This window comes from Hyphomonas sp., from assembly GCF_046313735.1.
GTDB lineage: Bacteria > Pseudomonadota > Alphaproteobacteria > Caulobacterales > Hyphomonadaceae > Hyphomonas.
The window spans coordinates 93,266-107,039 of record NZ_JBKBXW010000001.1 but is presented as its reverse complement, the minus strand read 5'-3'; the positions used below and the strand labels follow the sequence as shown (position 1 = coordinate 107,039).

The window sequence follows — 13,774 nt, the reverse complement described above, 5'->3', positions numbered from 1 at the left end:
CGCCAGCCTAGAAGCCGAGCCCGGCGGCGCTGAGGCGCACGCGCCCGAGCCAGGGACCGGAGGTGATATACAGGGTTCGGCCATCATCGCCGAATGTGCAGTTGGCGGCGGCCGTGCCGGTATCGATCCTGAGGACAGGCGTTCCATCCGGCATGAAGACAGAGACCCCGCCCGGCCCGGCGAGGTAGACCCGGCCTGCAGTATCCATGGCCATCCCGTCTGGCAGGCCCGGATATCCTTCGGCAACCATCGGCGTCAGGTCTGCCAGCATCCGGCGGCCGGTTGGGTTTCCCTCCGCATCAAGATCATAGGCAAAAAGCTGCGCCGCCTCCGGATCCGAAACGGCAACATACAGCGTCCACCCATCCGGCGACAGGATGATGCCATTGGGCATCGTCAGGCTGTCATCGATCAGATCGACCCTTCCACCCGGATGCCACCGATAGACGCCATTGAAATCCGCTTCCTTGTGGGGCGAAGCATTGAGCCCCGCGAGACCATAGGGCGGGTCCGTGAAGTAGACCGACCCATCGGCCGCCAGCACAAGGTCATTCGGGCTGGAGAACTTCTTGCCGTCATGATCTGTCGCGAGAAATGTCTTCTCCTTGCTCGCCAGATTAAGTCGCGCAATCGCCCGGTTGCCATGATCCGCCAGCAGGATGGTGCCGGGCTGGTCGCCGGGGATCAGCCCGTTTGCGCCGGGCTGGCCGAAAATTCCGTCAGGGTCCTCCCCGCCATAGCCAGCTGGCTTGAGGAAAGTTTCAAGGCCGCCTGCCTCACTCCATTTGAACATCGTGTTCGTCGGCACGTCCGTGAACAGAAGATATCCGCCATCCTGGACCCAGACCGGCCCCTCAGACCATTGGAACAGGTCATCCGTGAGCCGCTCAACGCCTGCACCCGTGAGCAGGATATCAGCCGCGAGGTCCGCATTCAGGACAATAATCTGTGCACGTTCTTCATACGCCGGAACGTAGGCCGCGCCTATCTCCGCGCGCTCTGACCGGTCTGCCACACCGCAAGCCGGCAACACCGCCAACCCAACGGCGGTTGCGATAGCGAAAGCGTTTGATGATTTCCGCATGTTCACTCCTCCTCGGTGCCCGCTTCCACTGCGATTGCCGCGCCGGGCATTGCAGAGACGACCGGCGAAGTCAGGGTAATGTGTCCCGTCAGCCGGATATCATCCGATGCCGGACCAATCCGGAAATCAATCCGGCCCGCATCCGCTTCATAGTGGCCCGAGGGCGCAAGATAGGCGAAATGCTCAGGCTTCAGCCGGAAGAATACCCGGCGCGTTTCACCTGCCGGGATGTTCACCCGCACAAAACCCCGCAATTCCTGCACCGGCCGGGCAACCTGCGCGACCGGATCACGCACGTAAAGCTGGGCAACTTCATCCGCATCCACACCCGAGACATTCGTAATCGCCGCGCTGAGGGTCACAACCCCGCCGGGAGCCAGTTCGCTTTGTGAAACACCCAGCGATCCGTACTCGAACTGTCCATAGCTGAGCCCGTGCCCGAAGGCGTAGGCTGGCGTTATCGGAATGTCCATGTAACGGGCCGAATCCTTCGACAGGTCAGGGTCTGCAGGCCGGCCCGTCGGATAGTGCCCCATGAAAAACGGCGCCTGCCCGGTCCGCCTCGGAAACGTCGCTGGCAACCGTCCAGCCGGCGAAACCGCCCCGAACAGCACATTCGCAACCGCCGGCCCGGCCTGTGTCCCCGGAAACCAGGCGAGAAGGATGGAGGCGTCTTCTGCGTCCAGCGGATCGAGGTCTAGCGGCCGCCCGGTCATGACGACCGTGATCACCGGTTTACCCGTCGCCAGGATGGCGCGCGCAAGTTCCTTCTGCGGCGCTGGCAGGCCAATGTCAGACCGGGACCGCGCCTCACCAGACAGGTCATAATCCTCGCCGGTCACCAGGATCACGATGTCGGCCGCCTCGGCGGCGCGCACAGCCCGCGCAATCGCGGCGGGATCCGCCTCCCAGCGCGCCGGCCCGCCCGGCTCATAGACCAGATCGTCGCCCAGCCGTACTTTCAAGGTGGCGGCCAGCGTTATCACGTCTTCGGGGCGCCCCTGCGCCTTCCATGAACCGATCATCGACCGCGCATCATCCGCCAGCGCCCCGATCAGGGCCACCCGGCCCGGCGCCTCGGCCAATGGCAGCAGGCCCTTGTCATTGCGCAGCAGCACGATGGACCGCTCGGCAACATGCCGCGCCGCCGCCCTGCGCTCTGGCGTCAGCATCACCGCCGCCTCCCGCGCCGGATCATGATAGGCAAAAGGCGTGTCAAACGGACCCAGCCGCTCCTTGGTCATCAGCACACGGCGGACCGAGGCATCGAGCGCCGCCTGAAGCGCAGGCGACGCCTCGACAGCGGCTTGCAGGTCATTGGCATAGATGCCGCTGGTCATCTCCATATCGACACTCGCAAGAAGCGCCAGCGCGCCGGCCTCCTCCCGCGTTTCCGCCACACCATGATTGATCAGCTCAAGGACTGAGTTCCAGTCACTGACGACAAGCCCATGATAGCCCCACTTACCCCGCAACAGGTCCCTGACCAGCGCCCGGTTCGCCGTCGTCGGAACCCCGCCAATATCGTTGAATGCCACCATGAAGCTGCCCGCGCCCGCATCCGCCGCGGCCCGGAACGGCGGCAGGTAGACCTCCCGCAGCGTCCGCTCGGAGATGTCCGCGCTGTCATAGTCGCGTCCGCCCGTGCCCGCGCCATAGGCGCCGAAATGCTTGGCCGTGGCGAGGATCGTGTCCGGCGCAGAAAGATCCGTACCCTGATACCCCCTGATCTGCGCCCGCGCCATGGCCGCCACAAAGAATGCCTCTTCGCCCGCGCCCTCGACAATGCGGCCCCAGCGCGCATCGCGGGCAACGTCGATCATCGGCGCAAACGTCCAGTGCAGCCCTGCGCTCGTCGCCTCGATTGCCGCGATCCGGGCCGAAAGCTCTGCATCGGCGGTATCGAAAGTGGCCGCGATACCGAGCGGGACGGGAAACATCGTGCGATAGCCATGCACGACATCCATCGCGAACAGGAGCGGAATGCCCAGGCGGCTTTCCTCGACCGCAACGCGCTGCAGCGTCTCGAGGAATTCTGCGCCCGCAACGTGCAGGTAAGAGCCGACCCCGCCGGCGCGGACCCGCGCCAGTTCGCCCTCATCAATGCGGGAATTGAGCGCAATCTGCCGTCCGCCCGCCATCTGGTTCAGCTGGCCCAGCTTCTCGGCCGTTGTCATCTTGGCAAGCAGGGCCTCGACACGCTCGCTGCCCCTGAATGCCTCTGCCGCCGGAGCGCTGCCGAGCGGCTCCGGCGCCGGCTCCGCCCTGGGGGAGGGCGAAACACAGGCGGTCAGAAACAAGATGCCAAGTGCAGCTGCACACACGTGATAGCCAAGGCGCGCCGCCGGCACTGCCCTTTCGGGATATGTCATCCCTACCTCCCAGATTTCGCCATTCTTACGTTTTGTTAGCGCTCGCAAGACTGGCATTGCGCGGCGCCGCTGTCAAACACTGGTTGAGCGCAGAGCCGCCTGACTGGCCCCCCACTTTCGCGCCGTGTCCTGATTGACGTGCAAGCCGCACTCATCCACAGGACCGGCAATGGATCAGCGGGTCGATTTCTTCATCATCGGGGTTCAGAAGGGCGGGACCACCGCTCTGGCGGCGCATCTCGGCCAACATCCGCAGATCGCCATGTCGCGGGTCAAGGAAGTCCATCACTTCGATGATGAAACGCATGTCGACTGGTCCGCGCCGGATCACGCCCGCCTGCACGCGCAGTTTGACTGGACGACGCCCCATCTGAAGCGCGGCGAGGCCACGCCGATCACCATCTTCTGGCCGCCCGCCCTGCCTCGGCTGCACGCCTACAATCCGGCGGCGCAGCTGATCGTCTGTTTGCGCCATCCGGTGCACAGGGCCTATTCGCAATGGCGGATGGAACATGGACGCAAGCTGGAAACACTGAGCTTTGCTGAAGCGATTTCGGATGCCGGCCGCGCAAGGGCGCGGGCCACCGGCATGGGCGTCCACAGGGTCTTCTCCTATCTCGAACGCGGCTTCTATGCGCCGCAGATCGAACGCCTGCTGACGATGTTTCCGCGAAGCGAAATACATTTTCTGCGGACAGACCACATGTGGCTGCATCTCTCTGGAACACTGCAGGCAATAGAAACTTTCCTCGGCCTTGACGCTCATCTCGCCGGATCGGTCCAGCAGCGGTACATCGTTCCGGTGCCCCCGGCGCCGGCGCCGCCGCTCCCGGCTGAGCTGGCCACCCGCCTGCTTGATCTTTATACTGATGACATCCGAAAGACCGGACAACTGACCGGCCTCAGCCTCGCCGACTGGTTCGATCTGGCCTATTGCGAGCCCATGCCTACGGGCTGATGGCCTCTGCTCGCGCCGGAATTGGATTCTGAGCGGAACCCGCCCTAATGAAAATCCCGGCTGCGCGGAATGATGCGCACATCGCGCGGATGGCGCGCCGTGCTGCGCCGGCCGCCCTGACCGCGCCGTTCATCCGGCGGGCGGGCCACCTCATCCGGCCGCGCCAGGACGCCCCGGACAGGATCGCGCAGTGTATCCTCCGACAGCAGCGACAGGTCGGCCGAACAGTCAATCAATTCCTCCGCAATGATGTGGGTCACATTGTCCGCCGTTTGAACTTTTCCTTTCACCTGCAGCAGGCGGGCGCGCATGATCACCCCCCGGAACCGCTCCTTCACGGAGGGCCAGACGATCAGGTTTGCAACCCCGGTCTCGTCCTCGATGGTGATGAACACGACCCCGCTGGCCGTTCCCGGCTGCTGGCGCACGAGAACGAGACCGGATGTCCGCACCCGCCGCCCGCTGCGCGCGCCTGTCGCTTCCGCCGTCGTGACAATGCCGCGGCCGGCATACACCTCGCGCAGGAACCGCATCGGATGGTCCTTCAGCGACAGGCGGATGGCCTGGTAATCCTGGATCACTTCCTCCGAGGGCGGACTGACCGGAAGCCGCGTGCCGGCCTCCATCCCCTGGCTGGCTGTATCCGTTGCCGCAAACAGCGGCAGCGCGCCGCCCGCCGCCTCCCCGCGCACCTGCCATAGCGCCTGACGCCGGCTGAGCCCCATCGAGGCAAAGGCATCGGCCGCTGCCAGCTGCTCGGCTACGCTGCGCCCAAGGCCCGTTCGCCGCAGCAGCGCCTCCGGCGTTTCATACCCCCCGCCCCGCAGGGCCACGAGGCGGCGCATATCCGCCTCCGCAAGCCCGCTCAGCTGGCGCAGACCCAGGCGTACCGCGAGATGCCCCCGCCCGCCTTCGCACGGCTCCAGCGTATTGTCCCAGTCCGACAGGTTCACATCCGCCGGGCGCACCTCGACCCCATGCTCCTTCGCATCGCGCACGATCTGCGCGGGCGCATAGAAGCCCATCGGCTGGCTGTTCAGGAGGGCAGCGCAGAAGACATCCGGATGATGGCATTTGATCCAGGACGAAACATAAACCAGCAGGGCAAAGGACGCTGCATGGCTCTCCGGAAAGCCATATTCACCAAATCCCTTGATCTGGTCGAAACATGCCTTGGCAAAGGCCGGCTCATATCCCCGCGCGATCATCCGCGAGACGAAGTTTTCCTCATAATGGTGGATCGTGCCGACATTGCGGAAGGTCGCCATGGCGCGCCGCAGGCCATTGGCCTCAGCCGGGGAAAACCTTGCCGCATCAATCGCGATCTGCATCGCCTGTTCCTGGAACAGCGGCACGCCGAGCGTGCGGCTCAGGATCGCCTCCAACTCGTCCGGCGGCCCCGCCTCCGGCGAGGGGCGCGGAAAGCTCACAGCCTCATCGCCCTTGCGGCGGCGCAGATAGGGATGCACCATATTGCCCTGGATCGGCCCCGGGCGGACGATCGCCACCTCGATCACAAGGTCATAGAAGGTCTGCGGCTTGAGGCGCGGCAGCATCGCCATCTGCGCCCGGCTCTCGACCTGGAAGACACCCAGGCTATCGGCCCGGCAGAGCATGTCATACGTATCCGGATCATCCGGCGGAAGGCTCGCAAGGTCATGCCTTATGCCCTTGTGCGCCGCCAGCATCTCGAATGCCTTGCGGATACAGGTCAGCATCCCCAGCGCCAGCACATCCACCTTCATGATGCCCAGCGCGTCAATGTCGTCCTTGTCCCATTCGATGAAGGTGCGCGCCTCCATCGCGGCATTGCCGATGGGAACCGTTTCGATCAGCGCCCCGCGCGTCAGCACGAAGCCCCCCACATGCTGGGAAAGATGGCGCGGAAACCCCATCAGCTGGCGGGCCAGCTGCACCGCGCGCCGGATCATCGGGTTTGCCGGATCAAGCCCGGCTTCGGCAATGCGCTTGTCCGGCAGCCCGTCGCTCCAGCTGCCCCAGACCGTGCTGGCAAGCGCCGCGGAAATATCCTCGCTCAGGCCCAGCGCCTTGCACACTTCGCGGATCGCGGAGCGCGACCGGTAGGTGATCACCGTCGCGGCCAGCGCGGCCCGGTGGCGGCCATACCGTCCGTACACATACTGGATGACTTCCTCGCGCCGCTCATGCTCGAAATCGACATCAATGTCCGGCGGCTCTTTCCGTTCAGGCGACAGGAACCGCTCGAACAGCAGATTGCTGAGCGCGGGGTCGACGCTGGTAATCCCAAGGCAGTAGCAGACCGCCGAATTCGCCGCCGAGCCCCGCCCCTGGCAGAGAATGCCCTGCGCCCGCGCCCAGGCGACAATGTCGTGCACAGTCAGAAAGTAAGGCGCATAGCGAAGGTCCGAAATGATCCGCAGTTCCCGGCGCAGCTGTACGGAAACCTTGTCCGGAATCCCCCCCGGATAGCGCGCCGCCGCGCCCGCCCAGGTCAGCTCTTCCAGGTGCGCCTGCGGGGTCATCCCCGGCGGCACCGGCTCATCGGGATATTCATAGGAAAGCTCGTCGAGGCTGAAGCCGCAGCGCGCAGCAATCTCCTGCGTCCGCCGCAGCGCCGGCTCGAACCCGCGAAACAGCCGCGCCATTTCCTCCGGGCCTTTCAGATGGCGCTCGGCATTCGCCTCCAGCCGGTATCCGGCTGTCTCGATCGTGCAATGCTCGCGGATACAGGTCAGCACATCCTGCAGGGGGCGGCGCTCCGGGGCGTGATAGAGCACGTCATTGATCGCCACCATCGGCGCGCCGGAAGCTGCCGATACTTCAGCCAGCCGCCCGAGGCGCTCGCGGTTACGCCCGGCATAGCTGTAGCGCGCCCCCAGATAGGCCCGCCCGGCAGCGGCCTGCGCGATGGTCTCCAGCTGGCGGCGGAAGTCCGGCGTCAACCCATCCGGCGGCAATGTGATGAGGATCATGCCCTCGCTGGCCGCCAGAATATCCGCAAGCGAGAGATCACACGCGCCTTTCTCTGCCCGCAGCTTGCCTTCGGAGAGCAGGCGCGAGAGACGCCCATAGGCGGGCCGGTCCATGGGATAGGCGATGATCTCCGACCCGTCGCGCGGCGCCAGACGGGCCCCTACGAGCAGCCTCAGCCCGGCCGCCTTCGCCGCCACATGCGCCCGCACGACGCCCGCAAGCGTATTGCGGTCCGCAATCCCGATCGCCGACAGCCCAAGCGCCGCCGCGCGCCGCACCAGCTCCTCCGCATGGCTCGCCCCGCACAGGAAGGAGAAATTGCTCATCACGGCAAGTTCGGCATAGGCGCTCATGCGAACAGTCCCTGTACGAACCATTCAGGCTGCGCCCCCCGGCCATCGCCATAGAGCCCCTCGCGGAACACCCAGTAGCGATGCCCCTCGCTGTCCTCGATGCGGTAATAGTCCCGCGCGCGCGGCAGCACGGCCCGCTCGCCGGGCGGCGGCGGCAGGCTCGTCCACCATTCCGGCGCAATCCGCTCCGGCCCGTCCGCGCGCACGACCTTGCGCAGCCGGCGGCGCCAGATGAATTGCAGCGGCGGGCCATCCGGCACCTGCGCGACCACAGAAACCGCTTCGGCCCGCGCCAGCATCCGCACCGGTCTCGGCCCGCCGGGCAGCGGCCCCTCCATCTGCCGGGGCGCCTCCCCCGCAAACGCCGCCCGCCGCTCGGCCTTCTCCGGCAGGTGGCGCGCCTCGGCAACCATCACCGTCACGCGCCCCTCGCCAAGCCGCGCCGTGATCCGGTCAGCCAGCGCCGCAATCGCAGCCGCATCGAAATCCGTGCCCGCCATGTCTCCCGAAAGCGGCCGGCTGCCGGTCTCCATCGGTCCGGTGCGCTCCGCTTCCAGGGTCAGCAGGTCTATGCCGAAACCCGGATCAATCGCGGCAATCTTCTCCCGGAACAGGCGTAGCACATGCGCCGCGCTGCGCACCGGCGCTGCGGCATTGACAGAAACCGCCGCCACGCCGCCATCCGAACGGTAAGCCCGGAAGATGAATGTCTGCGCGCCGAGCCCCGCCTGCGAAAGCCCCTCGCACAGCGCCCCGGCGAGGCGCGCCAGCCCTTCGGAAACCCCCTCCGCAGCCGAGAGCGGCTCCGGGCAGGCAAGGCGCTCAATATAATCCGCTGGCGGACGAACCGGGGAAAGCGGCTCATGCCGCCGGCCCAGCGCCTGGTCCAGCCGCAGGCAGACCGCATCGGCCGCCCCCTTTGACCTGAACCGGCGGGCGAGCGCCTTCCGGTCGATCCCATAGAGTTGGCCGATCCGGGTCAGCCCGAAACGGCGCAGCAGCGTCAGCGCGTCGGGCGACAGGCGCAGCGCCTGCATCGGCAGATGGGCGAGCCCCTCCGCCTCCTCCCCGGAAGCCAGCACCGGCGGCGCGCCCGGCCCGGCCTCTCGCGCCAGCGCATGGGCCGCGCCCGGCGTGCCGGCCACCGCGATCCGGTGACCATACCCCGCCCGTTTGAGACGCGCGGACATCTCCGCCGCCATCCCCGCCTCTCCGCCGAAAAGATGCGCGCAGCCGGTGATGTCGAGCATCAGCCCATCTGCCCCATCCAGGGCAACGAGGGGCGAGAAGCGCACCATCCATCCCGCCAGCGCGGCCAGCGCCGCCGCATCCGCCCCGCTATCCCATTCCTCGCAGGCGAGCGCCGGCAGGATCGCCCGCGCATCGGTCAGGCGCAGCCCTGCCGCCACGCCCGCCGCCTGCGCCGGCGCATTCGCTGCCACGAGCGTAAGCCCGCCCGCAGACGCCTCATAAAGCGCAAACGGCTTCGGCCTAGCCGGCCCGGCTGCGGAGGATGGATTCCCCTGCCGCCGGGCGCGGCGCAGCCGGTCCAGTGGCCAGTCCGGAAACCACACTGAGAGATAGCGTTTCATCGGTCCATTCGAGATCAAAAGCCTTGCCCGTTGCGGCCGGGGCCGCGCGGCAGCGTTCCAGAACTGCCCGCCAGCGGGCCGCGCCGGGGGCGTGCGGGTCATACCGGTTGGGCGCAGACGGGCGCGGGCCGATCCGCCACCGGGTGGCTGCCGCCGTCGGCCCGGCGCAATTGTAAGGCAGCATCAGCACGGCCGGCACGCCATGGCGCCCGGAGGCGAGCGCCAGCCGCCGCGTGGCCGTGAAATCCGCCTCATCGACCTCTGCAATCACCAGCCTCGCGGCGCCGGAGACAACCGCCTCCTCCGCCGCCCAGAGCGCCTCGCGGCCATTGCGGGCCTCGACCGTCAGGCGCAGTACGCACGGGCTGTCGGCCAGCGCGCGCTCAGGAACGCTGCCTTCCTCGCGCCGGAAGGAAGCCTGCTGCACCCAGATCCACGCCCCGGCCTCCGCCGACTGCATCACGGCGCACAGGAAGCCCGTCATCGCCGCCCGCGCGCCATAGGCGGCCTCTGCCATCTCGTGCAGGCCCGTCCGTCCGAGGCCATAAGGAAAGGCCAGCCCGGCCGGAGCCGGCAGGGTAAGCGGGCGCACAAGGCCGCTGGATCGGAGGGTCTCGAGGCTCATGAGTTCTTATTTTGTTCTTTTACCGGAGAGTCAAGCGCACCCCCGGAAAACAGGCTCAGACCCTCCGCCCCCGCCGTCTCGAGCAAGCTCTGCTTTTCAAAGTTCTTTGTTGACTCTATAACTCACTTTGAATTACAAAGCTCGTACACCCCCAGACAGGAGCCCCCAGATGACCCGCCCCAGACTCGCAACCGCCCTCCTCGGCGCCTTCCTCACCTCCGGCATCGCCAGCGCCGGCACCCTCACCGTCACCGTTGAGGGCGTACGCGCCCATCCCGGCCCGCTCTATGTCGGCGTGCAGACCGAAAGCCAGTATATGAAGGACGACGGCATCGCCGGTGAAATGATCGCCGCACCTGCCGAGGGCACCCTCACCCTCAGCTTCGACCTGCCGGAAGGCCGCTACGCCATCTCCGCCTGGCACGACCTGAAAGCCAATGGCAATTTCGATCTCATGCCCGATGGCCGCCCCGCCGATGGCTGGTCCACCCTCAAGGCAGAGACCCTGACAGCTGCCCCGACCTTCGAGCAGGCCAGCGTCACCGTCGGCGCAGACGGCAAGGCCATCACGCTGAAGATGATCTATCCCGAATAATCCGTGAAAGGATTATCCCCGAAAATTATAGGCCCCGGAACCGCTTGGGTTCCGGGGCCTTTCCTCCCAGTCTTGATAAGCCTTCGCCGGACGATCAGAGACGGTAGCGGATCTGGTCCGACCAGAAGCGCTCAAGGCGCGAAATGGTCTTGTTGAGTTGCGACAGGTCATCGGCGCGCACGCTGGCCGTAGGCTCGAGGGCCTTGGCCTGCTTCTCGAACAGCTTCTGAACCCGTGCACGGACTTTCCGGCCACGATCGGTCAGGCGCAGCGTCACCGTGCGCTTGTCGTCATCCGACCGCGTCTGGACGAGATAGCCGCCCTCCTGCAGCTTCTTGACGTTATAGGAGAGGCTCGTGCCGGCAAAGGCGCCGCGGGCGCGCAACACGGAAGCCGGGGCATCGCCCTCGCCGATCTCATAGAGCAGCAGCGCCTGGACGCCGGTCAGCGACCGCTCGCCGCCACGCTCAAGATCATCCTTGACCACATCGTGCAGACGGCGATGCGCCTGCTCGAGAAGGGAGAGCGACTTCAGGAAAGAGTCGCCAACAGTTGCCGGTGCAGTTTCCTGCATGTCGATCATCATCATTTTCACCACCACTCAACTTTTGTTGTAGTTTGAGTAGAGTTACAGCATCCGGCCTAATAAATTGATAAGCACATCTGTTTCGCAAGTGATGTTGGTTAACAAAACAGAGAAATCATTTACCGTTACTGCCCCGAAACATGTTTTGGTAAGACTTTCCGTCTCATTCCGGCACATTGCGCATGAAAAAGCCGCGCAAGCAAAACCTGCGCGGCTCAAACATCTATACTTGAAAAGAATAACGCCGCGCGCGGCCTCACCTCAAAATGTCAGTTCGTTCTCACCAAGAGACGCGAAGTATTTCCCCACATCCGCCTCGCTGACATCTTCAAGCCGCGCCGGCGACCAGGCCGGGGCATTGTCCTTATCTATGATGACGGCGCGCACGCCTTCGCGGAAATCATGGCTCTGCACCTTGCGCCAGCCAATCCGGAACTCCATCCGCATATTCTCTTCAAACGTCGCCGCCCGCGCCCCCTCGCGCAACTGGCGCAGCGCCACCTTCACCGTCTCCGGAGACTTCGCGCGGATGGTCGCCGCCTCCGCCTTCCCCCAGTCACTCCCATCCGCCTCCAGCGCCGCCACGATCTCCTCGGCCGTATCAAACGCGAAGCAGCGCGCAATGGTCCCAGCCACCGCCGCATAAGACGGCGCTGCAACCGTATGCGTCAGCCCACGGAGGATCTCGTCCAGCATCCCGCGCGGATCAACCGAAAAGTCCGCAGCCTCCAATTGTTTCGCCAGCGCCGGCACAAGCTCTGATGGCAGGAAATGCGTCGCCACGCCCGCCGCCGCCACATCCGCACCCTTCAGCCGCGCGCCGGTCAGCGCCAGCCAGGTGCCAAGCTGATCGCCGAGGCGCGGCAGGAACCAGCCCCCGCCGACATCCGGAAACAGGCCGATCCCCGTCTCCGGCATCGCAAACAGCGTGCGCTCCGTCGCCACCCGGTGCGAACCATGGACGGAAAGACCAACCCCGCCGCCCATCGTCACCCCGTCGATCACCGCGATGACCGGCTTCGGAAACGCCTTCAGCACCGCATTCATCCGGTATTCGGTGCGGAAGAAGCCGCGCGCCTCGGATGCATCGCCCGCTCCGCTCTCCGCCAGCATCCGGATGTCGCCGCCCGCACAGAAGCCGCGCGTCCCCGCTTCATGGTCGATCCAGACAAGGCACACCTGCGGGTCGCTGGCCCAGGCCGTCAGCGCCTCCAGGATCGCCGCGCACATCCCTGTGTTCAGCGCGTGCAGCGCCTCCGGCCGCGCCAGGGTCACCCGGCCAATCTGGCCCTCAATCCGGACATGTACGCCAACGCTCACGCAACGCTCCCCACCTCTGAACGCGCCCTGAGCGCAATCCTTTGAATTTATTCGATCTGTTTTGATCGGGCTTTACTCGAGTGTGCCAAGGTCAAAGTCCCGGCAGCCACCCGACAGCCCCCCATGACGCAAGCGCGCCCTGAGATCAACCATCAGCCGTTCCTGCAGTATAACAGGCGCGGCGTGCGCATACGTGTCGAGGGCAAGGCCTATATCCGGGTCGGCCTGTTCGGCCGGATGGAGTGCGAACTGCGCGACATCTCGCCCGGCGGCGCGCGCATCGTCCTGCCGGAAGGCGCGGCTGTGCCGGAAGAATTCGTCATGATGCTCCCGCAATTCCGCCGCCCGCGCGTCTGCATGAAGCGCTGGGAAAGCGGCCGTGAAATGGGCGTCGAATTCCGGGCGGACTGAGCCGGCATCAGTTGAGGGCGCACCCCTCGATCGTGATGCGGTGCATCAGGCGGCGCTCGCCGTGATAATCATTCATCGCCCAATGCCAGGTCGCCCGGTTATCCCAGAAGGCCACCGATCCATCCCGCCATTTGAAACGATGCGCATGGTCCGGCTTCATCGCATGGGCATAGAGGCGCATCAGCAGCGCGCTTGACGCCTCCTCATCATACCCCACGATCCGCGTCGTGAAGGCCGGGTTCACATACAGCGCCTTTCGCCCTGACAGGGGATGCGTGATCACCACCGGATGGGTCACATCCGCCAGCGCATCCGCCGCTGCCGTATTGGCAATGCGCCCGTCTGTATCCTCATTGGCCTTGTAGAAATTGCTCTCGCCCGACCCGAAGATATGCTTGGCCGAGTGCACCGCGCGCAGGCCCGCAATCTCTTCCTTCGTCGCCGCGTCCAGCGTCTCATAGGCGGCATACATCGAGGCAAACCACGTATCCCCGCCTGCATCCGGCAATTGCCGCGCGACCAGCACAGAGCCCATCGCCGGCTCGGCATCATAGGAATGGTCCGTATGCCAACCGCCGCCGATATTGGTCTTCTGCTCCTTCTCCTTCAGCACCAGCGCAATTTCGGGATAGCGCTCATGCGCCAGGAAAAAGCGGTTGATATTGATGGGCCCGAAGCGGCGGGCAAAGGCGATGTGGTCATCTTCGCTCAGTGTCTGGTCGCGGAAAAAGATGATGCCATGATCGGCATAGGCCTGCCGGATGGCCCCGAACTCATCCTCGTTCAGATGTCTGATATCGACACCGGTAATCTCCGCGCCGGCGCCCGGCAAGGATGTGATCTGCATGTGGTTCCTCCCGGCCCACTCGCACCCGGCAGGCTCTTGTGGGCGACAGTTAAACCCGGCCCGCCGGAATTGACAA

11 protein-coding genes are annotated in these 13,774 nt (G+C 65.5%); 3 read left to right on the top strand and 8 right to left on the bottom strand.

From position 1 onward, the window contains the following. Positions 1 to 7 precede the first annotated feature (7 nt). Both ACK4SV_RS00520 and ACK4SV_RS00515 read right to left on the bottom strand, forming a co-directional pair. Positions 8 to 1,084 (bottom strand): SMP-30/gluconolactonase/LRE family protein, encoded by a 1,077-nt coding sequence (locus ACK4SV_RS00520; RefSeq protein WP_409915825.1) that lies wholly within the window; start codon positions 1,082 to 1,084, stop codon positions 8 to 10. Positions 1,085 to 1,086: 2 nt separating this feature from the next. Beyond that, positions 1,087 to 3,456: a glycoside hydrolase family 3 N-terminal domain-containing protein gene (locus tag ACK4SV_RS00515; protein WP_409915824.1), complete on the bottom strand. Its 2,370-nt coding sequence runs from the start codon at positions 3,454 to 3,456 to the stop codon at positions 1,087 to 1,089. A 169-nt stretch (positions 3,457 to 3,625) separates the two neighbouring features. Between ACK4SV_RS00515 and ACK4SV_RS00510 the strand changes: the two genes are divergently transcribed. After that, positions 3,626 to 4,414, top strand: coding sequence for a sulfotransferase domain-containing protein (locus tag ACK4SV_RS00510; RefSeq protein ID WP_409915823.1), 789 nt, complete (start codon positions 3,626 to 3,628; stop codon positions 4,412 to 4,414). Positions 4,415 to 4,458: 44 nt separating this feature from the next. Here the strand turns inward: ACK4SV_RS00510 and ACK4SV_RS00505 are convergent, their stop codons facing one another. The 3 genes from ACK4SV_RS00505 to ACK4SV_RS00495 are packed head-to-tail and all read right to left on the bottom strand — an operon-like array spanning position 4,459 to position 9,939. After that, entirely contained in the window at positions 4,459 to 7,722 is a 3,264-nt protein-coding gene (locus ACK4SV_RS00505; protein WP_409915822.1) for an error-prone DNA polymerase, read from the bottom strand. After that, on the bottom strand, positions 7,719 to 9,314 hold the full coding sequence (locus ACK4SV_RS00500; protein ID WP_409915821.1) for a Y-family DNA polymerase: 1,596 nt from the start codon (positions 9,312 to 9,314) through the stop codon (positions 7,719 to 7,721). The genes ACK4SV_RS00505 and ACK4SV_RS00500 overlap by 4 nt, the downstream gene beginning before the upstream one ends. Next, positions 9,214 to 9,939 carry an ImuA family protein gene (locus ACK4SV_RS00495; protein WP_409915820.1) on the bottom strand — a complete coding sequence of 242 codons (726 nt, stop codon included), beginning with the start codon at positions 9,937 to 9,939 and terminating at the stop codon, positions 9,214 to 9,216. The genes ACK4SV_RS00500 and ACK4SV_RS00495 overlap by 101 nt, the downstream gene beginning before the upstream one ends. 169 nt (positions 9,940 to 10,108) lie before the next feature. Here ACK4SV_RS00495 and ACK4SV_RS00490 point away from each other — a divergent pair, with 169 nt between their 5' ends. Then, complete coding sequence (locus ACK4SV_RS00490; RefSeq protein WP_409915819.1) at positions 10,109 to 10,534, top strand: DUF2141 domain-containing protein; 426 nt, start codon at positions 10,109 to 10,111, stop codon at positions 10,532 to 10,534. A gap of 94 nt (positions 10,535 to 10,628) precedes the next feature. Here ACK4SV_RS00490 and ACK4SV_RS00485 read toward each other — a convergent pair whose 3' ends face one another. Together ACK4SV_RS00485 and ACK4SV_RS00480 are read right to left on the bottom strand one after the other, a co-directional pair. Next, positions 10,629 to 11,123 carry a MarR family winged helix-turn-helix transcriptional regulator gene (locus ACK4SV_RS00485; RefSeq protein WP_409915818.1) on the bottom strand — a complete coding sequence of 165 codons (495 nt, stop codon included), beginning with the start codon at positions 11,121 to 11,123 and terminating at the stop codon, positions 10,629 to 10,631. A 258-nt stretch (positions 11,124 to 11,381) separates the two neighbouring features. Next, positions 11,382 to 12,440 (bottom strand): enoyl-CoA hydratase/isomerase family protein, encoded by a 1,059-nt coding sequence (locus tag ACK4SV_RS00480; protein WP_409915817.1) that lies wholly within the window; start codon positions 12,438 to 12,440, stop codon positions 11,382 to 11,384. Between the two features lie 123 nt (positions 12,441 to 12,563). On the opposite strand from ACK4SV_RS00480, the gene ACK4SV_RS00475 reads away from it, so the two are divergent. Then, positions 12,564 to 12,851, top strand: coding sequence for a PilZ domain-containing protein (locus tag ACK4SV_RS00475; protein WP_409915816.1), 288 nt, complete (start codon positions 12,564 to 12,566; stop codon positions 12,849 to 12,851). Between the two features lie 7 nt (positions 12,852 to 12,858). Here ACK4SV_RS00475 and ACK4SV_RS00470 read toward each other — a convergent pair whose 3' ends face one another. Then, positions 12,859 to 13,698, bottom strand: a complete 840-nt coding sequence (locus tag ACK4SV_RS00470; protein ID WP_409915815.1) for a TauD/TfdA dioxygenase family protein — start codon at positions 13,696 to 13,698, stop codon at positions 12,859 to 12,861. Between the last annotated feature and the right edge of the window lie 76 nt (positions 13,699 to 13,774).